Origin of the sequence: Wolbachia endosymbiont (group A) of Andrena helvola (assembly GCF_964028415.1) — a bacterium.
Classification (GTDB): Bacteria; Pseudomonadota; Alphaproteobacteria; order Rickettsiales; family Anaplasmataceae; genus Wolbachia; species Wolbachia pipientis.
In genome coordinates, this window is record NZ_OZ034779.1 from 889,044 (window position 1) to 915,321 (window position 26,278).

At 35.0% G+C, this 26,278-nt stretch carries 28 protein-coding genes, 1 tRNA gene and 1 pseudogene; 13 read left to right on the forward strand and 17 right to left on the reverse strand.

The features are described from left to right. Positions 1-83 precede the first annotated feature (83 nt). Entirely contained in the window at positions 84-617 is a 534-nt protein-coding gene (gene pgsA, locus ABWU73_RS04615; protein ID WP_010962629.1) for a CDP-diacylglycerol--glycerol-3-phosphate 3-phosphatidyltransferase, read from the reverse strand. Between the two features lie 134 nt (positions 618-751). Here pgsA and ABWU73_RS04620 point away from each other — a divergent pair, with 134 nt between their 5' ends. Continuing rightward, entirely contained in the window at positions 752-2,074 is a 1,323-nt protein-coding gene (locus ABWU73_RS04620) for a malic enzyme-like NAD(P)-binding protein (protein WP_264329853.1), read from the forward strand. A gap of 14 nt (positions 2,075-2,088) precedes the next feature. On the opposite strand, the gene ABWU73_RS04625 is transcribed toward ABWU73_RS04620, so the two are convergent. Continuing rightward, entirely contained in the window at positions 2,089-3,015 is a 927-nt protein-coding gene (locus ABWU73_RS04625; RefSeq protein WP_265017703.1) for a P44/Msp2 family outer membrane protein, read from the reverse strand. Positions 3,016-3,126: 111 nt separating this feature from the next. On the opposite strand from ABWU73_RS04625, the gene ABWU73_RS04630 reads away from it, so the two are divergent. Beyond that, a complete protein-coding gene (locus ABWU73_RS04630; RefSeq protein WP_006280012.1) occupies positions 3,127-3,345 on the forward strand; it encodes a BolA/IbaG family iron-sulfur metabolism protein in 219 nt (72 codons plus the stop codon). Between the two features lie 15 nt (positions 3,346-3,360). After that, entirely contained in the window at positions 3,361-3,684 is a 324-nt protein-coding gene (grxD, locus tag ABWU73_RS04635) for a Grx4 family monothiol glutaredoxin (RefSeq protein WP_006280013.1), read from the forward strand. Between the two features lie 194 nt (positions 3,685-3,878). Here grxD and fumC read toward each other — a convergent pair whose 3' ends face one another. The 4 genes from fumC to murC all read right to left on the reverse strand — a co-directional run bounded on the left by fumC (position 3,879) and on the right by murC (position 9,451). Continuing rightward, positions 3,879-5,273: a class II fumarate hydratase gene (gene fumC, locus ABWU73_RS04640; RefSeq protein WP_264329675.1), complete on the reverse strand. Its 1,395-nt coding sequence runs from the start codon at positions 5,271-5,273 to the stop codon at positions 3,879-3,881. Positions 5,274-5,665: 392 nt separating this feature from the next. Then, positions 5,666-6,688, reverse strand: a complete 1,023-nt coding sequence (gene cgtA, locus ABWU73_RS04645; RefSeq protein ID WP_006280016.1) for an Obg family GTPase CgtA — start codon at positions 6,686-6,688, stop codon at positions 5,666-5,668. Then, on the reverse strand, positions 6,676-7,950 hold the full coding sequence (gene eno, locus ABWU73_RS04650; protein ID WP_010082238.1) for a phosphopyruvate hydratase: 1,275 nt from the start codon (positions 7,948-7,950) through the stop codon (positions 6,676-6,678). Before eno ends, cgtA begins: the two co-directional genes overlap by 13 nt. 4 nt (positions 7,951-7,954) lie before the next feature. Beyond that, positions 7,955-9,451: a UDP-N-acetylmuramate--L-alanine ligase gene (murC, locus tag ABWU73_RS04655; protein ID WP_038250394.1), complete on the reverse strand. Its 1,497-nt coding sequence runs from the start codon at positions 9,449-9,451 to the stop codon at positions 7,955-7,957. 26 nt (positions 9,452-9,477) lie between these two features. Between murC and ABWU73_RS04660 the strand changes: the two genes are divergently transcribed. The 3 genes from ABWU73_RS04660 (at position 9,478) to ABWU73_RS04670 (ending at position 13,988) form a co-directional block, all read left to right on the forward strand. Then, positions 9,478-10,152: a septal ring lytic transglycosylase RlpA family protein gene (locus ABWU73_RS04660; RefSeq protein ID WP_209472799.1), complete on the forward strand. Its 675-nt coding sequence runs from the start codon at positions 9,478-9,480 to the stop codon at positions 10,150-10,152. Positions 10,153-11,001: 849 nt separating this feature from the next. Next, positions 11,002-12,366, forward strand: a complete 1,365-nt coding sequence (locus tag ABWU73_RS04665; RefSeq protein ID WP_012673105.1) for an ankyrin repeat domain-containing protein — start codon at positions 11,002-11,004, stop codon at positions 12,364-12,366. A gap of 134 nt (positions 12,367-12,500) precedes the next feature. Beyond that, complete coding sequence (locus ABWU73_RS04670; protein ID WP_015588942.1) at positions 12,501-13,988, forward strand: type II secretion system protein GspD; 1,488 nt, start codon at positions 12,501-12,503, stop codon at positions 13,986-13,988. Positions 13,989-13,995: 7 nt separating this feature from the next. On the opposite strand, the gene ABWU73_RS04675 is transcribed toward ABWU73_RS04670, so the two are convergent. Both ABWU73_RS04675 and mtaB read right to left on the reverse strand, forming a co-directional pair. Further along, positions 13,996-14,907, reverse strand: a complete 912-nt coding sequence (locus tag ABWU73_RS04675) for a P44/Msp2 family outer membrane protein (protein WP_264329852.1) — start codon at positions 14,905-14,907, stop codon at positions 13,996-13,998. A gap of 66 nt (positions 14,908-14,973) precedes the next feature. Then, on the reverse strand, positions 14,974-16,200 hold the full coding sequence (gene mtaB / locus ABWU73_RS04680; RefSeq protein ID WP_264329674.1) for a tRNA (N(6)-L-threonylcarbamoyladenosine(37)-C(2))-methylthiotransferase MtaB: 1,227 nt from the start codon (positions 16,198-16,200) through the stop codon (positions 14,974-14,976). A 389-nt stretch (positions 16,201-16,589) separates the two neighbouring features. Here mtaB and gatA point away from each other — a divergent pair, with 389 nt between their 5' ends. Continuing rightward, a complete protein-coding gene (gatA, locus tag ABWU73_RS04685; RefSeq protein ID WP_010962643.1) occupies positions 16,590-18,059 on the forward strand; it encodes an Asp-tRNA(Asn)/Glu-tRNA(Gln) amidotransferase subunit GatA in 1,470 nt (489 codons plus the stop codon). A gap of 158 nt (positions 18,060-18,217) precedes the next feature. Here gatA and ABWU73_RS04690 read toward each other — a convergent pair whose 3' ends face one another. Both ABWU73_RS04690 and ABWU73_RS04695 read right to left on the reverse strand, forming a co-directional pair. Continuing rightward, entirely contained in the window at positions 18,218-19,543 is a 1,326-nt protein-coding gene (locus ABWU73_RS04690; RefSeq protein WP_264339118.1) for an IS4 family transposase, read from the reverse strand. Positions 19,544-19,679: 136 nt separating this feature from the next. Then, the gene (locus ABWU73_RS04695) at positions 19,680-20,273 is read right to left on the reverse strand and encodes a hypothetical protein (RefSeq protein ID WP_244226866.1); all 594 of its coding nucleotides are present in this window, start codon (positions 20,271-20,273) and stop codon (positions 19,680-19,682) included. Positions 20,274-20,358: 85 nt separating this feature from the next. On the opposite strand from ABWU73_RS04695, the gene ABWU73_RS04700 reads away from it, so the two are divergent. The 4 genes from ABWU73_RS04700 to ABWU73_RS04715 all read left to right on the forward strand — a co-directional run bounded on the left by ABWU73_RS04700 (position 20,359) and on the right by ABWU73_RS04715 (position 21,417). After that, positions 20,359-20,643: a transposase gene (locus ABWU73_RS04700; RefSeq protein WP_038198869.1), complete on the forward strand. Its 285-nt coding sequence runs from the start codon at positions 20,359-20,361 to the stop codon at positions 20,641-20,643. Between the two features lie 147 nt (positions 20,644-20,790). After that, on the forward strand, positions 20,791-21,099 hold the full coding sequence (locus ABWU73_RS04705; protein ID WP_238514268.1) for an IS3 family transposase: 309 nt from the start codon (positions 20,791-20,793) through the stop codon (positions 21,097-21,099). After that, entirely contained in the window at positions 21,099-21,263 is a 165-nt protein-coding gene (locus tag ABWU73_RS04710) for a DDE-type integrase/transposase/recombinase (protein WP_156768661.1), read from the forward strand. The genes ABWU73_RS04705 and ABWU73_RS04710 overlap by 1 nt, the downstream gene beginning before the upstream one ends. Then, a complete protein-coding gene (locus tag ABWU73_RS04715; RefSeq protein ID WP_080717614.1) occupies positions 21,253-21,417 on the forward strand; it encodes an IS3 family transposase in 165 nt (54 codons plus the stop codon). The genes ABWU73_RS04710 and ABWU73_RS04715 overlap by 11 nt, the downstream gene beginning before the upstream one ends. An 89-nt stretch (positions 21,418-21,506) precedes the next feature. Here the strand turns inward: ABWU73_RS04715 and ABWU73_RS04720 are convergent. The 3 genes and pseudogenes from ABWU73_RS04720 to ABWU73_RS04730 all read right to left on the reverse strand — a co-directional run. Next, a pseudogene (locus tag ABWU73_RS04720) lies at positions 21,507-21,885 on the reverse strand (IS4 family transposase); the annotation flags it as partial. Between the two features lie 221 nt (positions 21,886-22,106). Beyond that, the gene (locus ABWU73_RS04725) at positions 22,107-23,108 is read right to left on the reverse strand and encodes a gamma-glutamyl-gamma-aminobutyrate hydrolase family protein (protein WP_264329673.1); all 1,002 of its coding nucleotides are present in this window, start codon (positions 23,106-23,108) and stop codon (positions 22,107-22,109) included. 90 nt (positions 23,109-23,198) lie between these two features. Beyond that, positions 23,199-23,271: transfer RNA gene (locus tag ABWU73_RS04730), tRNA-Phe, on the reverse strand. Positions 23,272-23,350: 79 nt separating this feature from the next. On the opposite strand from ABWU73_RS04730, the gene coaD reads away from it, so the two are divergent. Then, the gene (coaD, locus tag ABWU73_RS04735; RefSeq protein WP_006279325.1) at positions 23,351-23,857 is read left to right on the forward strand and encodes a pantetheine-phosphate adenylyltransferase; all 507 of its coding nucleotides are present in this window, start codon (positions 23,351-23,353) and stop codon (positions 23,855-23,857) included. Between the two features lie 68 nt (positions 23,858-23,925). Further along, positions 23,926-24,117 carry a zinc-finger domain-containing protein gene (locus ABWU73_RS04740; protein WP_006279326.1) on the forward strand — a complete coding sequence of 64 codons (192 nt, stop codon included), beginning with the start codon at positions 23,926-23,928 and terminating at the stop codon, positions 24,115-24,117. Between the two features lie 16 nt (positions 24,118-24,133). Here ABWU73_RS04740 and ABWU73_RS04745 read toward each other — a convergent pair whose 3' ends face one another. The 4 genes from ABWU73_RS04745 to frr are packed head-to-tail and all read right to left on the reverse strand — an operon-like array spanning position 24,134 to position 26,278. Continuing rightward, positions 24,134-24,760 carry a phosphatidate cytidylyltransferase gene (locus tag ABWU73_RS04745; RefSeq protein ID WP_077188153.1) on the reverse strand — a complete coding sequence of 209 codons (627 nt, stop codon included), beginning with the start codon at positions 24,758-24,760 and terminating at the stop codon, positions 24,134-24,136. Continuing rightward, positions 24,750-25,445 (reverse strand): polyprenyl diphosphate synthase, encoded by a 696-nt coding sequence (gene uppS / locus ABWU73_RS04750; RefSeq protein ID WP_006279327.1) that lies wholly within the window; start codon positions 25,443-25,445, stop codon positions 24,750-24,752. Before uppS ends, ABWU73_RS04745 begins: the two co-directional genes overlap by 11 nt. A gap of 6 nt (positions 25,446-25,451) precedes the next feature. After that, the gene (locus tag ABWU73_RS08145; protein WP_010962657.1) at positions 25,452-25,715 is read right to left on the reverse strand and encodes a hypothetical protein; all 264 of its coding nucleotides are present in this window, start codon (positions 25,713-25,715) and stop codon (positions 25,452-25,454) included. A 5-nt stretch (positions 25,716-25,720) separates the two neighbouring features. After that, positions 25,721-26,278 (reverse strand): ribosome recycling factor, encoded by a 558-nt coding sequence (gene frr / locus ABWU73_RS04760; RefSeq protein WP_264329672.1) that lies wholly within the window; start codon positions 26,276-26,278, stop codon positions 25,721-25,723.

Below are 26,278 nucleotides of genomic sequence, written 5' to 3' on the forward strand. Positions count from 1 at the left end.
ACACCTTTTTGCTTTCTGAGTCAATATCACTAAGATATTAACTACTCTTGTCTATTAACTATTTCCTAGGAGATTTAATCAATCTATTTGATGCCGGCTAGGATATAATTATAGCCTGACCACATAGTTATAATAGCTGCAACCCATAAACAAATCGCACCTGTATATTGAATCATATAATAATCGTTCATTATTAGCGCTACTACAGCAACCATCTGCAAAAATGTTTTAATTTTTCCAGCTTTGCTTACAGGTAGACTAACATTTGTAGCTATCAGAAACTCCCGTAAACCCGAGACTAATATCTCCCGACAGATGATGATAATCGATGGTACTATTGTAAAATCATTTATCTTATGCTTATAAACTAGCATAATTATCGTTGAAACCACTATTAATTTGTCAGCAATTGGATCAAATAGCTTGCCAAACTTTGATTGGACTTTCCACGCACGCGCCAGGTAACCATCAAAAAAATCCGTAATGCACGCAAACACAAAGATTGATATTGTTATCAGGCCTGCATATTTATTTTCTATATAAAAACTTAATATTATTGCTGGTATTGCAAGTGCACGAGAAATTGTAAGCAAATTAGGCACGTTTTTTTTAAGCATGTAATATCATCTTACGTAATAGGTAAACTTATACAGAAGTACAACAGAGTTCACAAGTTAATAATTTACAATTGAACATTTATAAAAACTCCATATACTTAAAAAATACAAGCTTAAAATATAAGGATGTAATGATGAACGATGATTTAGATAGTACCACAAAACAAGAAGCGCTTAAGTATCACAGCAGAGGTGGTAACCCTGGTAAAATTTCAATCATGCCAACAAAACCTTTATCTACCCAGTATGATTTGTCACTTGCTTATTCCCCTGGTGTTGCAGCTCCGTGCCTTGAAATAGCTAAAAATCCTGAGGTTGTTTATGATTATACAGCAAAAAGCAACTGTGTTGCTGTCATTTCAAATGGCACTGCAGTGCTTGGACTTGGTAATATCGGTCCTCTTGCTGCAAAACCTGTCATGGAAGGCAAAGCTGTTTTATTTAAGCGTTTTGCTGATATTGATGCAGTTGATATAGAAGTTGGTACAGAAAATATAGAAGATTTCATCAATGCAGTAAGGTATCTTGGGCCAAGTTGGGGGGGGATAAATTTAGAAGATATAAGATCTCCCGATTGTTTTATAATAGAGAAACGCCTGAATGAACTGATGGATATTCCAGTGTTCCATGATGACCAGCATGGAACTGCGGTGGTTGTTGCAGCTGGCATAGAAAATGCTCTTGATATTGTTGGAAAGAAATTAGAGGACGTTAAGATCATTATGAATGGTGCTGGAGCAGCCGGTATTGCATGTTTAGAAATACTAAAGTCCATGGGCGCTAAAAATATAGTGCTGTGTGATAAGCAAGGAGTAATATACAAAGGTAGAAACGAGGATATGAATGAGTGGAAGGAAAAGTATGCAATTGATACTTCCGAACGTTCTCTACTTGATACAATAAAAGGCGCTGATGTATTCATCGGACTATCTGCAAAAGATGTGTTAAATGAAGAGATGTTAAAGAGTATGGGCAAAGACCCGATTATTTTTGCTCTTGCCAATCCCGATCCAGAAGTAAGGCCTGAGTTTGCAAAATCTGTGAGGCCAGATGCAATAATTGCAACTGGTAGGTCAGATTACAACAACCAAGTCAACAACGTAATGGGTTTTCCTTATATATTTAGAGGGGCACTTGATGTACATGCAACAACAATAAATGATGAAATGAAAATTGCAGCTGCAGATGCAATAGCAAAGCTTGCCCGTGAGCCAGTACCAGGTGAGATATCTGCAGTCTATGGCGGTCGTAAAATGGGCTATGGACGTGAATATATAATACCTACTCCATTTGACCCAAGACTAATTTCTATAGTAGCTCCTGCTGTTGCAAAAGCCGCAGTTGATTCAGGTGTTGCAAGAAAGGCAATACAAGATTGGAGTAAATATGAAAATCAATTAAAATCTCGTCTTTCTAATGTTCTCAGCACGCTGAATTTACTATCTTCACATATGTAATTTATTGGATAAAGTTAAAAGTGATAAACCAACCCAAACTCTAAGCCATATATGCCAAACCTATTGGTAATGATTGCAGTTGTTGATTCAACACGTGCAGTTTCATCAACTTTACTTCCTCCACCGGCAGGAATATATCCTTCACCAGCTAGTATCTTTATTCCTGGTACAATATCTTTAAATTGGTTATCAAGGATACCAAAATAGCGTAAACCAGCAAATGCTTGAGTTTGTGCTGTAAGTTGGTGATTGATACCAAGTTTTGCTTGGTAAGCCAAGGCATATCTGGTTTTTCCTAGAAATTTAACCCTAGTTACACCTGCACCAATACCAACATATGGGGTGAATGGCATTTTTGCTATATTAAAATCACGATATACATTGACCATTCCAGCTAAGTTATTAAAACCTTCATTTTTCATCTTAAATGCAGCTCTGAACTCTGCTTCAACACTACAATTTTCTTGAATGTGAATATCAACCTTTCCACTTCTCCAAGGTGAATTGCATTCCGCTCCAGTAGACGCATCATTGTGACGACGAAGTTCAATATATCTTGCTTTTTTCTTATCTGAATAATCTTCATCATATAAGTTAGTCTGAGAATATAAGCCTTCAAACTCAACTCTCATATTTTTGAATAAATACCCTATTGCAGCACTACCGGCAAACCCTGGAACATATTTAGGACTGTATCCAGCTTCAATTCGCTCCTTCTTATTAAAACTAAAAACCCCCTCTGTTATATTGTCACCTGCATCTTCTTTTCCTTCTAGAGAACCTATTGCATTGAAGAATGCTCCAAAATAGTTAGCTTTGATGTAAACATTCTCTAAGTTATTTATTTTATCATCGTAAGATAAGCACCTAAATGAAAAAGTTAGCAAAACCAATAGATATGTGAATTTAAATCTTTCGCCCACCACAAAGCCTCCCTGCATAATTTGTCATTCCATTATTATAGTATGCTTCTATTTTTTATGATAGCAACTTTTTATTGCGCTCAATCGTTTTAGATTTATAATGAAAGTATTGTAATTTAAAGCAAATCAATGACTATTGCAATTCACGAATTAGAGAGGATCATCAAACAATCGTTCCCCGACGCTGATATAAAGATTCATGATCTTGCTGGAGATGATGACCATTATCATTTAAAAATAAACTCCAAGTGTTTTCTTGGAAAGACAAAAATAGAACAGCATAAAATGGTATATAAAGCTCTGGAAGGTCAGTCTATACACGCCTTGCAACTGGAAACTAATACTTAAAAATAAGGTGAATTTATGAGCAATTTTGAACAAATAAAAAAAGATATAACAGAAAATGATGTGGTATTGTATATGAAAGGCACTTCTGATTTTCCTCAATGCGGATTCTCTGGACTCGTCGTGTCAATCCTAAAAAAATTGAACGTGAAGTTTAAGTATATTAACGTGTTGGAGAATGATGAAATACGTGAATCTATAAAAAAGTTTTCTGATTGGCCAACAATTCCACAATTATATATAAAGGAAGAGTTTATTGGTGGTTGCGACATCACTCGCGAGATGTACGAAAAAGGCGAACTGCAAAGTTTATTGAAGGAAAAAAAAATTATTGCGGAATAAGTACCAAGAAACCAGTGCCCAGACGCTGGATAACGTAGTATAGCTATGAAAAAGGATCTTATGTCTTAAACCGTATCCGTTCAGGGGAGCGGCAAAATAAGGTAGACAAAGCAAGATAATAATGTTGATGTTAACACTATTGTCAAGTTTACTGGCCTTTCTATTAGTGAGATTGAAGAATTAAGTGTGAGCGGTTACAAATAATTTACCATTTCTTCTGGTTTCACTATCCTTTCAAACTCTTCCTCAGTGAGCAGTTGAAGTTTTGCTGCTGCTTCTTTTAGAGTGATATTTTCTTTATAAGCAAGCTTCGCTATTTTTGCTGCATTGTCGTACCCTATATGCGTATTTAATATAGTGACCAACATCAACGACTGATTCAGTAAATCTTTTATCCTCTCTTCATTTGCTTTAATACCAATTACACATTTTTCTGTAAAATTTAAACTTGCATCAGCTAAAAGTCTTATAGACTGCAAAACATTGTAAATTATCACTGGCTTAAACACATTCAATTCAAAATGACCGTTTGAACCACTAATGGTTACAGCAACATGATTTCCCATAACTTGAGTGCATACCATAGTCACCGCTTCACACTGAGTTGGATTCACTTTACCTGGCATAATTGAAGAACCAGGCTCATTTTCCGGTAACATTATTTCCCCAATTCCGCATCTTGGACCAGAACCAAGCAACCTTATATCATTTGCAATTTTCATTAAACTGACTGCTACTGTATTGAGTGTTCCACTGAGCTCAACTAAAGCATCATTTGCTGCTAGCGCTTCAAATTTATTGCCTGCTGAAGTAAATGGAAGGTTAGTAATTCCTGCAACTTGCTTTGCAAAATCTTCAGCAAAACCCTTTTTAGTATTGAGTCCCGTGCCAACCGCAGTGCCACCTTGTGCAAGCTCGTATATACCACTTAAAGTTGATTTTACTCTCTCTATCCCCTTTTTAATCTGGGCTGCATAGCCAGAAAACTCCTGTCCTAGTGTTAGGGGCGTTGCATCTTGCAGATGAGTACGTCCTACTTTTATTATATCTTTAAATTCCTGAACCTTATTATCCAGCACCTTATGCAATTTTTCAAGATTTGGAATAAGCAAGCAGTTTATTTGCTCTGCTGCTGCTATATGCATTGCTGTTGGAAAGGTGTCATTTGACGACTGACCATAATTCACATGATCATTTGGATGTATTGGAGATTTACTACCCAAATTACCACCTAAAATCTCTATTGCACGATTGCTGATCACTTCATTCATATTCATATTAGTCTGCGTTCCGGATCCGGTTTGCCAAACAACAAGCGGAAATTCATTATTAAATTTGCCATCTATTACTTCCCTCGCGGCTGTGCAAATTGCGTCCCCTACCCTATCATCTATAACACCATGTTTCATATTAACACGCGCTGCTGCAAGTTTTACTATTGCTAATGCTTTAATCAGAGGCTCTGGCATTTTTTCTGTGCCAATCTTAAAATTTTCTAAAGAACGCTGAGTCTGTGCTCCCCAGTAATGTTCACTTGGTACTTTTACTTCCCCTAAGCTGTCTGATTCTATTCTCGTCTTTCTATCCATATTTTCCTCCTGGTGTTATGCAAACTGGTTCACTACATAATTTTTTCATGCCTACTTCTTGGTTAATTAAATCATACTAGATCCAAGTAGTCAAGTGTACGAACATTGCAATTTTCAGTTAACTTGCATGGTAGATGCAAGTAGCTGACACTGATTCACTTTATGATGGTGTCATTCCAGTCTGGAATCCAGCCTTTTCATAATCATCAAAACGTTGTATTTTAACATAAAACGGCTACTTTTATGCTTACCAACTTAATAAAATTCCTGGATCCCAGTGTCTGGGCACTGGGATGACACCCTTCTGGTGGACTCAAATCACGATGTTTGCATAGCTGTACGCTTAGTTCTGGTTGCACGCTACCATTCTTGTACATCCATAAATAGAAAATTTACGCTTTAAAAGGATCATATACATCGATTTCCTTAGAATTACTCTTTTTCAATTTTTCACTTAATAATCTTAAAATAGGCTGTAAATCACCATTAATTGATAAGCACAGCACTTCTTTATTGAGATAATTAGCTAGGTGATTCTTCTTTTCCAGAATTTCTGCTTCCCTCAATAAGTCGCATTTGTTTAATACTACAATCTCTTCTTTTTCAACAAGATCACTATTGTAAAGTTCCAATTCATTATGGATACAACTATAAGCCGAAACAACGTCATCGTGAGTTACATCGATTAAATGAAGTAAAATTTGACACCTTTCTATGTGCTTTAAAAATTTATGCCCGAGCCCAACTCCAAGGTGAGCATCAGTAATTATTCCAGGAATATCTGCTATTACAACTTCGCTATCATCCACTTTTACCATGCCTAAATGAGGTCTTACGGTGGTAAATGGATAATCGCCTACTTTTGTATCGGAATTTGAGCAGCGAGTCAAAAATTTTGATTTACCTGCGTTTGGCATGCCAATAATTCCAACATCTGATAAAACTTTTAGTTTTAATAATACATGTTTTTCTTCGCCAGGCTGACCGTAAGTAAAATGTCTTGGTGCCTTATTAGTAGAAGATTTAAAATTAGTATTTCCAAGTCCACCTTTTCCACCCTGTGCTACTTGAAATTCCATACCAGGCTTGTCAAGGTCTACTATTATCTCTTCACTTTCTTCATCAATTATTTGTGCACCGACTGGAACTTTAAGTATAACGTCTTTCCCTGCTGTGCCAGATCTATCCCTGCCTGCACCATTTTTTCCACTATCTGCTTTAATGTGTCTTCTATAACGAAAATGAAGCAAAGTGTTGAGATTAGCGTCGCTGATGAAAACTATGTTTCCACCCTTTCCTCCATTACCACCATTTGGACCACCAAATTCAACGAACTTTTCTCGACGAAAACTTGCACAGCCATCACCACCGTCACCAGCTTTTAAACACAATTTTACTTCGTCTATAAAACCCATGCTAACCCACGATAATATTTAGCATCCTTTCCTAATGCGCTTTCTATTCTGATTAGCTCGTTATACTTCGCGAGTCTATCAGAACGCGATAGCGACCCGGTTTTTATTTGCCCGCAATTTGACGCAACTGCTATATGAGATATTGTTGTGTCTTCTGTTTCACCTGAGCGATGAGAAACAACAGCTTTATAGCCATTTGATTTTGCCATTTCAATAGCAGCAAAAGTTTCTGTTAACGTCCCTATTTGATTTGGCTTGATCAGTACAGCATTTGCCATTTTTTCCTCTATTCCTTTGCATATCAGTTCACAATTTGTAACAAACAAATCATCCCCAACCAATTGAATTTTACTCCCCAATTTTGCAGTAAGTAATTTCCAACCTTCATAGTCGTCTTCACTCATTGCATCTTCTATAGAAATTATTGGATATCTTTCCACAAGATTACAATAATATTCAGTCAACTCTTCTGAAGTAAGATCTCTGTGTTCAAATTTGTAAATTCCATCTTCATAAAAAGTAGATGAAGCAACATCAAGGCCTAGTGCAAAATCACTTTGCGCTGAATAACCTGCTGATTCTATAGCGTATATGATCAAATCAAGTGCTTCTTCAGTACTTTCAATATTTGGTGCAAAACCACCTTCATCCCCTACATTTGTGCTATAACCTTTTTTCTTAAGAATGCTACGTAAGTTGTGGAATACCTCCGCAGATATTCTAATCGCTTCGCTGAAAGTCTCAGCACCGACCGGAAGAATCATGAATTCTTGGAAATCGAGCTTATTGTCTGCATGTACTCCACCATTAATTATGTTAATGAGTGGAACCGGCATAACACTCGTCTGCTTTCCTCCCAAATATCTATATAGCGGCATTTTGAAACTGTTTGCTGCTGCTTTTGCAACTGCAAGAGACACACCCAAAGTTGCATTTGCTCCAAGTTTTGATTTGTTTTTTGTTCCATCCAGTTCAATTAATGCTTTATCAATTGCATTTTGGTCCGCTGCATTCATTCCAATGATTTCATCTGCTATTATCCCATTTACAGCTTGAACAGCTTTCAGCACTCCCTTACCACAATACCTTTTCTCATCTTGGTCCCTGAGTTCCAAGGCTTCTAATTTACCGGTTGAAGCTCCAGAAGGTACAGATGCCCTGCCTATTGCACCATCACAGAGCTCAATTTCTACCTCAATAGTGGGGTAACCCCTGCTATCTAAAATTTCTCTTGCAAATACGTTATTGATTATCTTATTCATTACATTAAACCTTAACTTCCGCAATAAGTGCTGCAGTTTCCTTTGCCAATTTAGCTATATTACTACCAGCACCAATAAATAATACTATATCACTTGGACTTGTCGAATCACTAATAAAATGTGAAATGAGCAAAGCATCATTCATAATTTTTGTGTTATTAAATCCATTACTGATTAAAGCTTTTTGTATATCATCAATCCCACAACCAGGAATAGGCTTGTCTTCTGGGGGATGAACAGGAGTGAGGATGACATAATCAAACATCATGAAAATTCGTATGAATTCATCAAAAAAATTACGAATGCGGGCAAAACGAAGTGGTTCGATAATTCCTATTACTTTTCCTTTAGTAATCGAACGTGCAGCCGTTAAAGTTGCATATATTTCATTTGGATGATGGGCATAATCCTCAATTAACTTAACACCTTTAATATCGGCAATCAAAGAGAATCTTCTTGCTACTCCTTGAAATTCCAAAAGGCCTTTTTTAATATCTGCATCGCTAATTCCGAGCTTTATCGCAACTGATATTGCAGCTAGGGCGTTGCTTACTTTGTGAATTCCAATTGCATTTGATAGTACTATGTTTTTTAAAGGGCTGGATCCCAGTGTCACGCACTGGGATGACATCTCTGTACACTTTCCTTTTGTCATTCCAGCACGTAATGCTGGAATCCAGTTGTTCAACACATCAAATTCTATGCTGTTAGCATGCTGTTTAATGTTGCTGGCTCTTATGCTACCATTCTCAAACCCAAACGTTATAGAATTACCCGCATCATAATCGATGTCTACAGAATCAGGTAAAACTGCAGAACCTGCATTATTCACGAATTGGGAAAATGCATTTTTGATATTATCAAATGTGCCGTAATAATCTATGTGGTCATTGTTGATACTTGTTATGACAGCAATCTTTGCAGGGATTTTTAGCATAGTTCCATCAGACTCATCAGCCTCGATCAGAAAAGTGTCACTCCCTCCAAGTTTGAAGTTGCTCTTATAGGAATTTAATATCCCTCCTACAGTTACAGTCGCATCAATGCCAGAATGATCAAAAATGGAAGCAATCATAGCGGTTGTTGTTGTCTTTCCGCTTGAACCTGAAACCGCTATCACATATTTACCTTTCATAATTTCAGCAAGTATGTCTGATCTATGCAAAACGGTTTTATTGTTATTTTTTGCCGCAATTAACTCCACATTATCAGATTCTATTGCAGAAGAATGTACAACTATTTGAGCTTGGCTTATATTATTAGCATTGTGACCAATAAAAACCTCTATACCTAGCTTTTGTAACTTATTTATATTGTCGTTTGATTGTGCATCACTGCCTTGAACTTTGCAATTGGAATTGTGAAGAATTTCAGCAATGGCACTCATTCCGATTCCACCTATACCAATAATATGTATTATTCCTTTTTGAGTTTTGTTAATATTTAGCAGTAGATGTTTACTCATTACTAAATTTATTATAGTATAATTTAAAATCCTCATAGTATCGAACCCTCTTACCGAATACAATGATAAAAAACCTAACCTTTCTATGTCTAATATTTGTTTTGATAAGTAGCTGCAGTTTTAGCAACAGGTTTAACTGCACTGCAGGTCATTATAAAATTGGCAGCAGCTACACAATAAATGGTATAACTTATCACCCAAAAAACTGTAAACACTATGAAGAGATAGGGATAGCATCGTGGTATGGAATAGAAGATCATGGCACACTTACAGCAAATGGTGAAGCGTTTAACCGTCACTTGATCTCTGCAGCGCATAAGACTTTGCCCTTACCCTGCTTTGTTCTTGTCACTAATTTAGAAAATGGAAGAAAGCTTGTTACAAGGGTTAACGATAGAGGGCCTTTTATTGAAGGCAGAATAATAGACTTATCAGAAAAAGCAGCTCAAGTCTTAGGATTTCATAAATCTGGGCTTGCAAAAGTAAAAGTTCAATACCTAAGAAAGATGTCAGAACAATTGATACAAAATACTCCTCATTACAGAAAGCAATATGAAAAAGAAATGCAGAAACGTCACCCGAAACAAGACAGTGCAGAAAGTAAGGGATATGTTGCATTTTTTAAAAGTGCTCAGGCTGCTAAATCAGCTGCATCAAAGCTTCGCAATCAAGGAATAAAAAATGTTAGATTGCTTTTTAAGAACGATCAATATTGCGTGAAAGTGAGTTATAGGTAGTGGTGAGTGCAGAATTTGAAAGATTTGGTTAATGTAAGGAACGCTGGCTAACTATTGTAAGTTAAAAATGTGATATAAAAAAGATATCAACAATTTATAGCTATACCACCGCGATATCTCTTAGCCGCTAACACGTAGCGGAATGACGAGCTTATCGTCACGCCACCGCTAACCGTCATACCGCGATTTATTCGCGGTATCTCAGCCGCTAACAAGTAGCGAAATGACAGCAATCCTACGTCATGCCGCCGCTAACCGTCATACCGCGATTCATTCGCGGTATCTCAGCCGCTAACAAGTAGCAGAATGACAGCAATCCTACGTCATACCGTCACGGTATCTCTAGATCCCGCTAACAAGTAGCGGGATACTTGACCTTTACAGGAATGACAGTTGTCGTTTAGCTATAAATGTTAAGAAATTTACCAAATAAAAAAAAAGGCAAAGAAACCCTAGGGTAGCTAGTATTCAAATTCTCCCTTGTCTATTTGACGTCTTTTACTGTCTTAAACACTTTATAAGCGCGTTTCGGCTTGTATAGGTAGAAACCTAAAAGTTTTATAAAGACATGAGGTGCACATAGTGCAAAAAATTAAGCATGATTTACGCCAAATACATTAAGTTTTTTGTCATTAATCCACTGCAGAGATTGCGAAGATAAATAAATAGCTTCAGTTTCATGATAGGAGGGCTGGCGGAGTTTGTCAAGTAAGTTTTTCGTTTCATCCAATGCGCTGCCAAAAGTTTGTTATGCAAGAATGCACTAGCCATTTCTCACAGATTCATTTAAACTTAATCAAGTAGGAGTATTATTAACGCGAAAAGAGTTTAATTAGAGATTTAAGTGATATGGCGCGTGAGGAAGATATAAACCAATTAGTAGAAAATGGATTTGATATTAACTCAAAAGATGCAAGTGGAATCACTCTCTTGCATAAGTTCACAAAAGAAGGCGATTTAGTTGGAGTAAAGTCATTACTAGAGCACGAAGCTGATTTCAATGTCGTAGACAACGAAAATAGAAACCCTCTGCATTACGCCATTATGCATGGACACAAGAAAGTTGCTAAACTTTTTGTTAACCAACTGACAATTAATTCCAAGGATAAAAATGGATTCACTCCACTGCACCTTGCTGCACTACAAGATGACACGGAATTAATAGATTTTTTGATAACAAAAGGCGCAAAAATTAATGAAAAAGATGCCAAAGAGGGCTATACTCCTCTTCATATAGCTTCACTATACGGTTCTAAAAAAAGCGTCCAAATTTTAATTGATAGCGGAGCAAATCTCGAATGTGAAGATAACAATTTTCGTACTCCTTTGTTTTTAACCATTTATCAATGCACCGCACATTATGACAGCAGAGCAGAAATTATAGAATATCTGATAAAGAAAGGTGCAAATATAGAAGCCAAAGATGCAGAAAATAACACTACGCTTTTCCTAGCAGCGTATAACAACAAAATGCAAATAGTAAAACTTATTGCAAAAAAACAGCAAGCAAGTAACGATAAAATTAAACTTAAAGAGTTTTTTTGCACAAAAAACAACCATGGTTTTGATGCGTTAGATTGCGCTATTGAGCATAATAATAGAAAAATGGTAACATTTCTTGTTTCAAAGGGAATAGAAGCAAACGATCAAGATTTTAATGGTAACGCTAGGCTGCATAAAGCTAGCCATAATGGTAACACTAAAACAGTTAAGCTCTTATTGAAGCTTAAGGTAAACGTTAATGCTGTTACTAAATGTAACAGAACTCCCTTGCTACTCGCAGTTAAAAAAGGCCATACACAAATTGTGAAAATGTTATTGGAAGTTAGAGCCAATATGAACATTTGTGAGCAACAAGGTTTTGCACCTCTACATCTTGCTGTTCAAAAGGATTATTTTGATATAGCTCAGTTGTTAACAGAAAAAGGTGCAGACCTTAACATTAAGTGCAATAACGGTCATACCGCAATAGATATGTTCATTAGCAAGGCTCATAGCAAAAAAAACATCGAAGAAAATTACAAAAAATTTTGTAGATTTTTGATGCTTTATCTGAAAGAGCTACATAGTAAACACAAAGCCTGTTGTATACTTTCAACCCTAGCTCTAAGCTTAACAATTATAGGCTTACCATTTATTTTCAAGCCTATTATTAAATACAGAGAAAGAAGTACAATATATAAAAAAATTAGGGCTATGCTGGTCTACATTTAAGTACAAGAAGAGTATACAAAAAATACATAGCCAAAGCTAATACACGACAATTATCTGCTCGATGAAAATGAGATTAAATACATTTTTAATATTTTTATAGAAATCTATTAGTATAGATTTTGTATGCTGTTCTAATGGCTATTTTTAAATGCTTAATACTCCTCTTCATTATTTCTTGCACACATCTACCTACCAAGCAATATCCTATTAACATAGACAATTATAAGCACGATTATCCGTTGCAACAATATAACACCTCTTTGGAGATTAATGAACCGGCAATACCAGAAATTATGCCTTTACCAATAGAGTTTCCCGATCTCACAATCAGTAATCAGCTTATTTCTATTAATGTTAGTGAAGAAGTATCAGTAAAGGATTTGCTGATTGAGATAGGAAAACTTTCTGACGTTAACTTGGATATGGACCCAAAAATATCAGGTAATATTATTTTAAAGCTAAAAGATAAGGATATAAACGAAGTAATTCAGAGTATAGCAAATAGCGCCAAACTGCGTTACTCAACAAGTAATGGTGTAATTAGAATTGAGCAGGACTTGCCATACGCACAAAATTATTACGTAGACTTCATCAATATTCAACATTCTGCTCAAAGCAGTTTCGTCATTAATAACAATATTACTAACAGTGATGGAAGTAACGTTGATAGGGACTATAACAATGTTATGAAGTCTCAATACAGTAGTGACTTATGGAATTCATTAGAAAAAGGCTTGAATGCAATAATGGATGTTAACGGGGTGGATGATGGCGAATTCCTTTCATCCAACAGAGAAGCTGGTGTTATTATTTTGAATGCTAGAAAAGATATCCACAAAGCTGTTGAAGAATATATTAATAAGGTTAAGAAGTTAGCGTCTTCTCAAGTAATGATAGAGGCAAAAATAGTTGAAGTTGTGCTAGATGACAAATACCTTTCTGGTATGAACTTAAATGACTTACAAGATGGAACTAAGTCTATAATAAATCAAGATAACTCCATTATTAACCTAGCAATGAACTTTGGTGCAAATGATCTAGGAGATTTAGTAAAAAATTTAGACAAATTTGGCACTTCAACTGTAATTTCAAGCCCCAGAGTACATGCTATAAATAATCAGCAAGCGATGATTTCATTTACTAAAAACCATATTTATTTTACCTCTGATATACAAAAAGATACTAGAAACTCTAATCAGACCTTAATTACCAAGATGAATAGCGTCCCAATAGGTGTTGTGCTAATAATCCACCCAAGCATTAACATTGATACTAGTGAAATATTCATGGATATACATCCAACTTTATCAAGAATTAACGGCTACACTAAAGATCCAGATATAGAGTACGTCGCACAGCAGAGTAAAATGAAATTAAATAGCGACATTCCAATTGTTGAAATCAGAGAAATGAACTCTATGTTAAAAATTAAGAGCGGTGAAATTATGGTAATCGGCGGGCTTATAGAACATAGAGAAGATAAGCAAAGCTTATTGCATCAGAAATCAAAAAGGCTAGCGAATAATATTAGAACAGTAGAAACTGTCATTTTTTTAAAAGCAACAATCGTACCAACATTTGGTTTGTTAGATAGAAAAGATAAGAATTTATATATATATTAAATTATCACTAAAAATTAAATATCAAACCAACTTCAATATTGTGAGTAGATATGTCATCTGCAACAGGTATCGGAACGCTAAAGTAACGATAGCCGAGAAAGGTTTTGATTTCTGGGATTATTGAATAATCAACACCAAGTTTTATTTGATAAGCAAACCAAGGAACATTCAGTGGCATTGAATTTTGGGGTGACCCATTAATCCTTTTTAATCTAAAAACTGTTGGTCCTATACCAAGACCGATGTACGGAGCAAATTGTGTATCCTGAACGCTGGGATTATAATAGAAGTTTAACAAAAACGCAAATATACTTGCTGATTTATCAAATACCGGAGGAGAATTACTATCTTCAATATTGGCTATAGAATACGCGGCTTCAAAATCAATTTTACCATTTTCTCCAGCATAGTAACCTAAAGACATGCTGCTAAACCACTGGAAATCAATTTTACCATCAAATTGCTGTATACTTTTAATTTCATCTGCCACTATATTTTTTATTATAAAACCATAATGACTTTCAACTAAAGTTAGGACTCTCTCCCCTATTGCCTTTATACCCTTTACAAATATTTCTGAATTATCATGGTATACCTTACCACCGTTAGCGCTAACATAAAAATCAAGTTTTTTTGATTTTTCTTTTGTAGGCTCAGCTTGATCTGCAATACGTGACCACATATTTTTCTGATCAGCTACTTGGAAAACAGAAGGTGGACTACTTTCAAGTTCTTGATATTTTATTGGTATTTCTTTTGCAGTAACCTCCTCAGAACGTATCACACTTTTATTATTGTCTGTTTCTAATTTTAAGGGTTGTACTTGCTCAATGTGTGTATCATTACTAATATAAGTAATAAAAAAATAGACACATGAAATGAAAATCAAAAATAAAGTAATAGATATTCTAGTTATCATAAATGAATTCACAATTATCATTTACAGTATAATTACTATATCGTATATTTCTTCAATGTACAAAAATTAAGAAAAAATATTTCCAATTAGATAATTATTTTCCACTCCTTTAACATTAACTTTCACAATACTCTTGGCTTGAGCTTTTGATTCAAGCTTTATTAATGCAAAATTTTCTGCTCTACCGACATTATTTTGCTCAACCAGAACACTTTGCTTAGTGTTGATCAAGGATTGACAAAAACTGCTCATCATTTCTCTATTCATTTCTCTTAAATTTTTTACTCGTTCTTTACGCACATTCTCTGGTACTTGTGGCATTCGTGCAGCAGGTGTATTTTTCCGCTCTGAATATGGAAAAGCATGTAGGTAAACTATATTTGTTTTTTTCAGTAAATCAACTGTATCCTGAAACATTTCATCAGTTTCTGTTGGAAATCCAGCAATAATATCAGCGCCAAATGCTATATTAGGCCTCAAGCTCTTCATTTTATGACAAAATTCTATCACTTGTTCTCTGTTGTGACGACGCTTCATTCTCTTTAGTATTAAATTATTACCAGATTGTAGACTCAAATGTAAATGAGGCATAAGTCTTGACTCATTAGCTATTAAATCCATTAATTCGTCGTCAACTTCAGCAACATCGATAGAGGAAAGTCTTAGCCTCTTCAACTCTGGTATATCCTTTAAAACTCTCCTAATCATTGAACCAAGTGATGGCTTACCCAACAAATCTGTACCAAAGTCAGTAATATCAACCCCTGTAAACACTACTTCTTGATATCCATTTTCTACAAAGATCCTGATTTGCTCTATAATACTGTTTATTGGCACAGATCGATTATTCCCTCTTGCCTCAGTAATTGAACAAAATGTGCAGCTATGATTACAACCATTTTGAATTTCAATAAATGCCCTTGACTTATCTTCAAATCCATTAATTAGAACAGGTTCTACTTGGTTATCACTGACCAAGATTTTATCGTCATTTAGTAAGTAATTTTCAGCTTTTAGCTTATCTTGATTACCGAGCACTTTACTTACACCAGGAATGCTACTGTAAACTTCTGGATCCAACTGAACAGCACAACCAACTACGATAATTTCTTTATTTGGATCATTTTTGTAAATCTTACGTATCTTTTGCTTTACCTGACGTTCTGCTTCGTTTGTCACTGCACAGCTATGCACCACAACAACATTTTCTCTCTTTGCTTTTTTTAATGCTTCTTTGATTAACTCGCTCTCGTAAAAATTTAGACGACAACCAAATGTTATCACTTCATTCATGTTAGTATTTTTTGCTTTAATAGACCTAAATTATATCAAATATCCAAGCAAAGTCTCTTGCATGACTATTTTTTTGTAAATAAATGCTATGCAAGCAGCAGACACTGGGATCTCAACGATTTTCACTCAGACACAGTATCACTCCTTTGCTTATTATAGTCTTTTGACCTTTTTAAGATACAATCCGGATTGGATACTGAGTTGGTGAGTATAAAAGTATAGCTTCTACGTCATACCGCTGTGGTATCTCTTAGCCGCTAACAAGTAGCGGGATGACGATTGTCGGTGAATCTAAGTTACCTTAGCTACATTTCTAGCTGTAACTATAAATGTATGGATTTTTTATCGTGCCATGTTATAATTAACGTCTTGCTAAAAATTAAATATTGATGAATGAACTAAGAAAGTTAAGTATTACACAAATGCATGACGGGCTCAAAAAAAAGAGTTTTTCTGCCGTTGAACTCGTAGAGGCGCACATCAGTGCGGTTGAAAATGAGAAATTAAATGCATTTATAACAAAAACCCCAGAGATAGCAATGAAAGCTGCTAAAGCTGCAGATGAACATTTCTCTAGGCAAAAGGATGATTTAATCTCGCCGCTCATGGGTGTACCAGTTGGCATCAAAGATCTATTCTGTACAAAAGGAATAAAAACAACAGCATGCTCAAAAATGCTGGAAAATTTCGTTCCGACTTACGAATCTACGGTGTCTGACTTGCTTTTAAAAAGTGGAGCAGCCATGCTCGGTAAGCTTAATATGGATGAATTTGCTATGGGTTCTGCGAACACAAATAGCTATTTTGGCCCTGTTGAAAATGTGTGGATTAGAAAAAGCGATGGGGAAAAAGTTGTTCCTGGTGGATCATCTGGTGGATCTGCAGCATCGGTGGCTGGATTTTTATGCGCTGGAGCACTAGGGAGTGACACCGGTGGATCTGTGCGCCAACCAGCAGCTTATTGTGGAGTGGTTGGAATAAAGCCAACTTATGGAAGATGCTCGCGTTTTGGTATGATTGCATTTGCGAGTTCTCTAGATCAAGCAGGAGTCATTACTCGTTCTGTCTCTGATTCAGCATTAATGCTGGAAGCAATCTGTGGCTATGATACAAAAGATTCAATATCAAGCGAAAAGCCAGTGCCTAAATTTTCTAGCTTTATAAATGGTGATGTCAAGGGTAAGCGTATTGGTATACCAAAAGAATATAGGATGGATGGAATTTCAGAGGAAATAGTCCATAATTGGGAGAAAGTTGCTTCCTATTTAAAAGAAAATGGCGCTGAAGTTGTTGACGTTACTCTGCCACATACTAAATATGCAATACCAGTCTATTATTTAATTTGTTCTGCTGAAACTTCATCCAATCTTGCTCGTTATGACGGTGTGCGTTATGGGTTCAGGGTTGATGCTGATACCCTTGAAGAAATGTATTCACTAACAAGAGCAGAAGGTTTCGGTAAAGAGGTGAAAAGAAGAATTTTAATTGGCGCTTATGCGCTTTCCTCAGGTCATTACAATGAATATTACGAAAAAGCACAGTGTATCAGGGCATTAATCAGAAATGATTTTATAAAAGCGTTTGAAAAAATAGATTACATACTTGTGCCATCTGCTCCAACAGAAGCTTTTGGCTTAAATGAAAAGCCAGATCCGCTAATTATGTGCATCAATGATGTGTTTACTGTGCCGGCAAGTCTGGCAGGATTGCCTGCTATTTCTGTTCCTGTTGGGCTCTCCAATGAGGGTTTACCACTTGCCTTGCAAGTGATTGGAAATTATTATGATGAAGCTGGAATATTAAATGTGGCAAGTGTGATAGAGCAAAATTGCGGCAGAATAATTAGACCTCTTGCATAATCTATTTTTTGATAGTAATTTTTGCATTAAAATTTGCTTACGCTCCTCAACGTACTCTATGGTTCCATTTTTAGATGAATAGCAAAAACAGGGTATATTAATCTGTTTACAAAATTTTCGTGTAACAGTTCACACTTAATTAAACCATACGCGTCAAGTTAAGAGATTGTGAGCAAATTTAGAGAGGTTAAAGTGGATACTCTAGCCCTTCTACGTTTGTCTTTTAATGAAAATCGCGACCAAGTTATAGTGAGTTTTTTAAGAAATGCTTTTAAACTATTAATTTTGGTTAATACTAAAAATAACTCTCTAACCCGCCTTTTTAGCTCAATAAATGCCTTTGTTAAGCTAAGTTCTGTATTCTTTTTCACTTCTGTGCAACCAACTATGCCGTGAAATATAAGAATTGCGCACAATTTAGCATATAGTTCACATAATACTCTGCATGGCTTTCCTTTTAGCTTATCAAGCCTGATATGGCTTTTATACAATTTAAATAATAACTCAATTTGCCACCTTACTCTGTAAATCGTTAATACTTGCTCAGCACTAATTTTATTTTCTGGAACATTAGTTATAAATATTGACCAGTTCAACAATTTTTGATTTCTTTTAGAGGATGTATATCCCTGCGATCTTGCTAATCTATTAGCTTTCCTTCTTCTGGCCATAGACTGTTCTTCAGTTAGTTTCTGACATATAATTCTTACTCTAATTTTTGCTTCTTTTCCTAACAATACCTCGTTTTCTAAAAATAACTTATCCTCTAAACATTCTAATAACTCCATTTTTTGATTTGTTTCTACATCATATATGTTGGTATCGGATTTATAACGACTTATGAAATAAGCTCCTATTTCATTGATTTGTTTAAAAGAACTTGGCACAAAATAACCGAGATCAGATATTAGCAAATCATTGCTTAATATATTACTTAAATGTTTCCTATATCCCTGGTCTGATCTTACCCCCTCCGTTAAATTAAGTTGGTCTATTATCTGATTCATGTAGTCGAAAACTAATTGTAACTTTATTCCAGACTTAGTATTGCTTTCATAGCCACTGTAGCTAGTACCATAACCTTTATACATCTCTTCCATACTGTTAGGTAGAGTAATATAGCTACTGTCCAATAATTTAACACTATTAAATTGCTGTAAGATTTTGCAATCAACTTGCAAGATATTTTTAAAGAGAATCACAGATTCATTATACATCCTTTTCATAAATTCCACTGCTTCTTCAGTAAATCTAAAATCCAAACCTTGTTTTGTTATATCTATCGAGTCCTCGTTTAGTAATTGACACATTGTTTCTACGCTACAATTATCAACTCCTATATTACCCAAGACCATGGCTTTTACGAATGATGAACCTTTTAGCTTTCTCTTTCTTTTTATAAACCTTGTTGTAATTGAGATTTTCTCTGCTTTTTCATTAAAAAATTCTTTGAGCTTTTTTGATAAGCAAGTTATTTTATTCATTGGTTCTCTCACTAAAAGTATATCTGGGAGAACTTATACCTTATTATTCTATCTCTTTCATACCTTTATTTCCTTAACTTGACGCGTATGCTTAATTAAACAGACTGAATTCTGTAATTTTGGGATGTTGAAAAATTTACCTCACGTTGTCATTCCAGCGCATAACGCTGAAATCCAGATTTATAGAAACGAAAAAACTTGCTTGACACATTTTGCCAACCCCCTTATTATGATGTGTAGTACAATGATACAAATTAAGAATTCCCCCATCCTGTGCTGGTTCTTCGATCTGAAATCCTACTTCTACCTGATCACAACCAATGTTAATTTGTCCTATTAATGCTTTAATAATGCCGCGCTTAGTTTGCCAATCTAGCTGTTCCAGGTTCGATTTTACACTAGAATAAAAATTCTTTATGCTATTTATAATAAGACTTATTCCTTTTTCTACTGCCTTCTGATCAACTACCTTTTTTTTCTCTTCTTCTATCCCTTGTAAGCGTTCTTTCATTTTTCTCATTGTCTGTTTAAATTCTTCCTCGCTTATATATCCTTTCTCTCCTGCATTTTCTTGACTATAATAATCTTCCATTAATTTTTCGATACCTTCTTTTATTTGATTTTCTCTTCTTGCAAACTTTTTCTCTGATGATTCATCATTTTTATTTTCTAATACTCTACGTTGGTATTCCTTTTTTATCATCTCTGGGTTTTTTAGTACATCTTTCACCTTTTCCCATACTGACCTTACCCAGAAAAAGTGGAGAGAAAGAAAGGAGTTTTTTCGGGTAAAATAAAATTTTGGAGGATTAGAAATGGCAAGAGAATATACGGCAGAATTCAAATTGGAAGCTGTTAAGCTGGCAAATGAACAAAGAAAGGTAGGTCAACCAGTTGCAAAAGTAGCAAGAGATCTAGGAATAAGGGATAGTGTATTAGGAAAATGGATGAAGAAATATAACGAAAAAAAGTCAGCGGCAAATGCATTTCCAGATGTAGCACCTTATGACAAAGAGAGATTTGATTTACAGAAAGAGTTAGCAAAAGTAACAAGAGAAAGAGACATTTTAAAAAAAGCCCTGGCCAGTCAAAAAGAGTAAAATATTTTTTCATAAAAGAGCATAGTAAACACTATAAAGTGCAGGAATTATGTAGGGTTTTCTGCTAGTGGCTACTATAAGTGGACTACAAGGAAAATAAGCAGTAGAGAATCAGCAAATAAAGAGTTATTAGCAGATATTCAAAAAATATATCAAGCTTCTAAATGTAGATATGGAGCTCCTAAAATTCATGCTGAATTAAAGGCTTTGGGTAAAAGTTGCAACTTAAAAACAGTGCAAAGTATTATGCAGAAAAATGGTATTCAGGCTATATTGAGAAGAAAATTTAAAATTAAGAAACAACAAACGGACAGTAGAGTCGTAGCTCCCAATATATTAGACCAAAACTTTATTGTCGATCAACCAAATAAAGTATGGGATTACTTATATAAAAACCAAAGAAGGATGGCTATATTTGGCAACAATAATCGATCTATATTCACGCATGGTAGTTAATGAGCAGTTCAATAAATAAACAATTGGTTATGGACTCTTTATTAATGGCCGTTAACAAGCGTAAACCTGCCAAAAATCTACTATTACATAGTGATCAAGGTTCACAATATACTTCGCAAGGTTATCAATATCTCTTATCCATAAAAAACATAGATGAGTCATAAAGGTTGTTGTTACGACAATTCTGTTGTGGAAAGCTTCTTTAGCTCATTGAAAAGAGAAATACTTATTGATACTTCACAACACTCTGCTCAACAAACTAGAACTGCAATATTTGAATACATAGAAATTTTTTATAACAAACAACGTCACTATTAACTATTGCATTCCTGAGCATTTTGATTCATCATTCTCTTTGTGAAAAACATTCCAAACTTTCTCTCCACTTTTTCTGGGTAAGGTCAGTTTCCATTTGGTTCAAACTCGGATACAAATTCCCCAGAGCTGGGTAATCTCATACCAGAACCATCTGCTGCAATAAGTCTATAGCCTCTCCAACTCAGGTTCATCCTGATAGGCTGTTTGGATGCTTAAATTCTTGAAAGCCTGTATGGCAAATCTTATACCTTGCTTTAGAAAAAGCTTGCTTTGAGGGTACATGTCAATGGCTCCATAAGTTCACATTCTATTCCCAAACTTTTTTTAACTAACTTTAAAATCATAGAAAATACTGTCGAAAAAGGAAGTTTTCTTGTTCGTGTAAAACTCAACACAATGGATTTTCTGAAAAGTTTTCGAGTATATTGCATTTTTAATTTGTAAGATAAGATCTTTTCCTTTTTGCATGCCTCACCTAAAAAAGACACATTTTAAACTTTTTTGTTGCAATAAAATAGAAACAAAAGTGCTGTCCCTTGCACTCTTTGGATAATTTAATGATAAAAAATTTGGAGAGAAATTTTATACACTATCGCTGATATTTTTCCTTAAGTTGACGCCATTGCCTGAACGGATACATGACAAATCTATCGTTTATCAAATCGTCGGTAAGCCTAAAGCTATAGCCATTAAGCACGATAAAGAAAATCATTCATAATCGCTATAGCAACTAGTGTAGACACTTGACGTTCCTTGTGATTTGATAAATAGAGGTTTTTATCTGACTTCACAACAAGGGCTTCTGGATGACTTTGAAAGTGAACATTACCATGCTTATCTTCAATAGCCTCTATTACCCCCTCACTGGAAAATGCTGCAACTTTATATCCAAGTGACTCCAATTTTCTTCTATTTTCTGGTGTATTACTTACTGCTCCTGAATGAGCATCTGGAAAATATGTTGAAAACCAGCCATTTTCATTAGGTATTAGGAATTTGGCTACTACTTCTGCTAAACGACTATTTGGAACGATCTTTATCTGCTGGAGAGGTACATCCTCTTTCTGTGGATTAGGTGCTGATTTTAAATGAGATCTTCGTTTCTCTTCATCACTCACAACACTCACTACTTCAATTCCCTTTGCATTCATTATGCCTTCACATATGCCAAGTAAATGAATTGCAGGGTTATCATCCACTATTTTTACAATTGCTTCAGTAACAAGCTGGCGACAAGGAGTGGGTGCTGAGTGTAAATTATCCGGAATAAATATTCTATTTATTTTGTGCTCTTTAACAAACTTTGCAACTTCAACTTTTATTCGGTCTAATGTTAGCTTCTTTGCCAATGTTTCATCTTGTTTTGCAAAGATAAGCGACTTTTCTTGGATTTCTTTTAAGTTAATTATTTTATTGTAGTCAATGAGTACGGTTTTAACTCCAAAGTTATTAAACATCTCGTAGATATTTTGAGATAGCCCAAGCTCATGTGCTTCTTCCGTTTTCAACAAACCAACAACTATGTCATTATTTACTGTATTTTCTGCCGTCAAGACAGTTGACGCTGGTTCTTCTTTTCTGGTTACATGTTGAGATGCCGGTTTTTCACTAACGCCAGCATAAGTAATATTGCTTAATAATAGAACTATAATTAATAAGATATTAAATATTCTGCTATAATATCTATACATATAGTTTACCCTCTCAACACTTATATCAATATCATAACATATTATAGAACGTTTTACAACAAAAAGGTAAATTTGGTAAGAAAGAGAAGGTGGCCTGAGCAGGAATCGAACCAGCGACACAAGGATTTTCAGTCCTTTGCTCTACCAACTGAGCTATCAGGCCAACTGTATACTTTTATTTTTAGATAAAAAATGTTATTATGTCTATCAAAAGTTTTTAAAGTAGTTTATAAAAATAAAGGATGAACATTAATGACAAAATAGGAATCTACCCTGGCACATTTGACCCTATAACTTTTGGGCATCTTGACATAATCAAAAGAGCGTGTAAACTAGTCGATAAATTAATAATAGGAGTTGCAGAAAACGTTAATAAGCATACTGCCTTTGACACAAAGCTACGCACAAGCATGGCTGAAAATGAAATCAAAGGGCTAGGAATTGATGCAGATGTTATATCTTTTAATGGGTTGCTAGTGAAGTTTGCCAAAGAGCAGAATGCTTCTGTTATTATTAGGGGATTAAGAGCAGTATCGGATTTTGATTACGAGTTTCAAATGAGCTGGGTAAATTATAAACTTCTTCCTGAAATCGAAACCATATTTCTTCCTGCTTCTGAAGATACTCAATTTATCTCATCAAGCTTTGTAAAGGAAATAGCAAGATTAGGAGAAGATGTTAGCAAATTTGTATCAAAAGGTGTTCAAAACGAATTGATTAACCTGAATAGGATAAAAAATGGAGAATAGTGCTTGTTGTTTTTTATTTCTGAATGGGTATATTCAATATATAAAATGTTATAAGCTAAAGGAGCAGCATGTCAAAAGTGAGGGTTAATAATAGAAAAGTTTGTTGTCATGGTGATGAGAATGATGAGGGTTCCGGCCATCCATTAATATATTTAGATATGGGAGAAGAAGAGGAAATAGCCTGCCCTTATTGTGAAAAGACGTTTGTCCATGACTGCACTGTAGAAGCGGTTGGGGAGCTGACTAGGGATGAGCTCTAATGGCACTTCTGCAGACTTAGCTTATGTAAATAGCAATAAGAGGGGCAGTAAAAATGAAACTGTCCATACGGTCGAGCACTCCCCCATGGCCAGGTATCATATTTCCACTATCTTTAACACCGTAAGCTCTTTTAACAAGCGACTCAGTGAAATCGCCAAGTTGCGCTAGAATAGCAATTGCAAGGCCAATGATTGGAGAATAAAAAATTGAAAATAGACCAAAAAATATTGATCCAAAAATTGTACACACTACTCCAGCTAAAATCGCACCAAGAAGTCCTGCCCAAGTTTTTCCAGGGCTAAGAATTGGGCAAATTTTAGCTCCACCAAAATTCTTACCAAATAGGTAGGCAGTAACGTCAATTCCCCAAATGGTTAAGACGAACCATACTAATGCGTATTTTCCTTGTGGTAGATTATATAAATATATTAATGAGGCGCTTGGTAGTGCAATCAATAATAATGCAAAAACGTATAAAATTTTATTTCCTTGGGTTAGATTATACCATTCAAAAGAAGATAAAACTGCTATTGAAAAAATCAATAGGTAAAACGATAAATCACTGAAATATGTAGCAAAGGAAAATATGAATAATATTACTATTGAGGACAACATTCTAATTATAAAATTATTATCTACCATATTTTTTCTCTCTTTTTGTATAATCTTCTAACGCTTTACTCAAATCTTGACAAGAAAAATCAGGCCATAAAGTATCACAAAAATACAATTCAGCATAAGCTGCTTGCCATAATAAAAAGTTGCTTAACCTTTTTTCGCCACCAGTGCGAATTAATAAATCCAATTTTGGCAAATCTTTAGTATATAGAAATTTTTCAAATTCCTCTTCTGATACATAAGCAATATTTTCTTTTATAATATTGCTTATAGCTTGTGTAATTTCTTGCTTTGCTCCGTAACTGACTGCCACAGTGAGTAATAAACCATCGTTCTTATGTGTCATTTCTTCTGCTTTTTTAATTTGATCCAATATTTTACTGGGTAACAGACTTAAATTGCCAATAAAATTCAACTTAATGTTACAATTGTAAATGAAATTGACTTTATCTTCATTAGTTAAAACGGAGTAAAATAAATCAAATAGACAGTCAGTTTCGTTTTTAGGTCTAAGCCAATTCTCCATAGAGAATGCATACAAAGTTAAGTAGGGTATAGTTAAGTCCGTACAATACTTGGCAATATCGTATGCAACTTCACTGCCCTTTTTATAACCATCAATTTTTACCCTTCCTTGATTGTTCGCCCATCTACCATTACCATCCATAATAATTGCTAAATGTTTCGGTAAAGATTCTTGATTCAACATTTAAATTTAACCTAATTTTGACTTGAGTGAAATTTTTTGGATTTCAATGGACACCTGGAAGGTGTCAGCTACTTGCATGACAGGAAGAGAGTTACTGTAGTGACACCAATAGTTGATACTTGAATGCAAAATTGGTGTCATCCCAGTGCTCCGACACTGGGATCCAGGAAATTTGATTTCAAACAAGTGCATCAGATAGTTGTATAGTAAAGACTGGATTCCAGTGTCAAACACTGGAATGACATCATTTGCTATGTAAGCTTTCTCCATATCATTTAGTGATTCAGTATATCCTTTTCTTTGATGGACAATTCACCATCAATCTTTTTTATATTATCATCAGTAATATTTTGTATTTCCTTCTTAGCACCATGAAAATCATCTTCTGAGATTTCTTTATTTTCCTTCATTTTTTCTGTTTCTTCCATAATATCTCTACGTATATTTCTAATGGCAATCCGTGCATTTTCAGCAAACTGATGCAATAATTTCACTAATTTTTCACGGGTTTCTTGTGTCAAGTCCGGAAGAGCTATACGTATGGTGCTACCCTCGACAACAGGATTTAAATTCAGGTTAGCATTTAATATAGCGTTTTTCACTTCACCTACAACACTAATGTCCCAAACTTTAATTGATAGGGTTTTGTTATCTATAACCGAAACGCCTGCAACTTGATTTAACTTTTGATGCCCACCATAGATGTTTACAACTATACCATCAAGCAAAGATGCACTAGCTCTACCAGTGCGTACGCCTTTAATATCATCATGAAAGGACTGAATAGTTTTTAGCATTCTTTCTTTTGTTTGAGCTTTTATTTCATTTAACAT

Coding starts and splice junctions, on each gene's coding strand:
- ABWU73_RS04740 (WP_006279326.1), top strand. CDS start 23,926: ATGTCAAAAGTGAGGGTTAATAATAGAAAAGTTTGTTGTCATGGTGAT.
- fumC (WP_264329675.1), bottom strand. CDS start 5,273: ATGGATAGAAAGACGAGAATAGAATCAGACAGCTTAGGGGAAGTAAAA.
- ABWU73_RS04670 (WP_015588942.1), top strand. CDS start 12,501: ATGGCTATTTTTAAATGCTTAATACTCCTCTTCATTATTTCTTGCACA.
- ABWU73_RS04660 (WP_209472799.1), top strand. CDS start 9,478: ATGATAAAAAACCTAACCTTTCTATGTCTAATATTTGTTTTGATAAGT.
- ABWU73_RS04630 (WP_006280012.1), top strand. CDS start 3,127: ATGACTATTGCAATTCACGAATTAGAGAGGATCATCAAACAATCGTTC.
- ABWU73_RS04690 (WP_264339118.1), bottom strand. CDS start 19,543: ATGAATAAAATAACTTGCTTATCAAAAAAGCTCAAAGAATTTTTTAAT.
- ABWU73_RS08145 (WP_010962657.1), bottom strand. CDS start 25,715: ATGGAGAAAGCTTACATAGCAAATGATGTCATTCCAGTGTTTGACACT.
- ABWU73_RS04700 (WP_038198869.1), top strand. CDS start 20,359: ATGGCAAGAGAATATACGGCAGAATTCAAATTGGAAGCTGTTAAGCTG.
- ABWU73_RS04745 (WP_077188153.1), bottom strand. CDS start 24,760: ATGGTAGATAATAATTTTATAATTAGAATGTTGTCCTCAATAGTAATA.
- pgsA (WP_010962629.1), bottom strand. CDS start 617: ATGCTTAAAAAAAACGTGCCTAATTTGCTTACAATTTCTCGTGCACTT.
- murC (WP_038250394.1), bottom strand. CDS start 9,451: ATGAGGATTTTAAATTATACTATAATAAATTTAGTAATGAGTAAACAT.
- grxD (WP_006280013.1), top strand. CDS start 3,361: ATGAGCAATTTTGAACAAATAAAAAAAGATATAACAGAAAATGATGTG.
- gatA (WP_010962643.1), top strand. CDS start 16,590: ATGAATGAACTAAGAAAGTTAAGTATTACACAAATGCATGACGGGCTC.
- uppS (WP_006279327.1), bottom strand. CDS start 25,445: ATGTTGAATCAAGAATCTTTACCGAAACATTTAGCAATTATTATGGAT.
- ABWU73_RS04710 (WP_156768661.1), top strand. CDS start 21,099: ATGAGCAGTTCAATAAATAAACAATTGGTTATGGACTCTTTATTAATG.
- frr (WP_264329672.1), bottom strand. CDS start 26,278: ATGTTAAATGAAATAAAAGCTCAAACAAAAGAAAGAATGCTAAAAACT.
- ABWU73_RS04625 (WP_265017703.1), bottom strand. CDS start 3,015: ATGCAGGGAGGCTTTGTGGTGGGCGAAAGATTTAAATTCACATATCTA.
- ABWU73_RS04620 (WP_264329853.1), top strand. CDS start 752: ATGAACGATGATTTAGATAGTACCACAAAACAAGAAGCGCTTAAGTAT.
- ABWU73_RS04675 (WP_264329852.1), bottom strand. CDS start 14,907: ATGATAACTAGAATATCTATTACTTTATTTTTGATTTTCATTTCATGT.
- coaD (WP_006279325.1), top strand. CDS start 23,351: ATGAACATTAATGACAAAATAGGAATCTACCCTGGCACATTTGACCCT.
- ABWU73_RS04665 (WP_012673105.1), top strand. CDS start 11,002: ATGGCGCGTGAGGAAGATATAAACCAATTAGTAGAAAATGGATTTGAT.
- ABWU73_RS04725 (WP_264329673.1), bottom strand. CDS start 23,108: ATGTATAGATATTATAGCAGAATATTTAATATCTTATTAATTATAGTT.
- ABWU73_RS04715 (WP_080717614.1), top strand. CDS start 21,253: ATGAGTCATAAAGGTTGTTGTTACGACAATTCTGTTGTGGAAAGCTTC.
- eno (WP_010082238.1), bottom strand. CDS start 7,950: ATGAATAAGATAATCAATAACGTATTTGCAAGAGAAATTTTAGATAGC.
- cgtA (WP_006280016.1), bottom strand. CDS start 6,688: ATGGGTTTTATAGACGAAGTAAAATTGTGTTTAAAAGCTGGTGACGGT.
- mtaB (WP_264329674.1), bottom strand. CDS start 16,200: ATGAATGAAGTGATAACATTTGGTTGTCGTCTAAATTTTTACGAGAGC.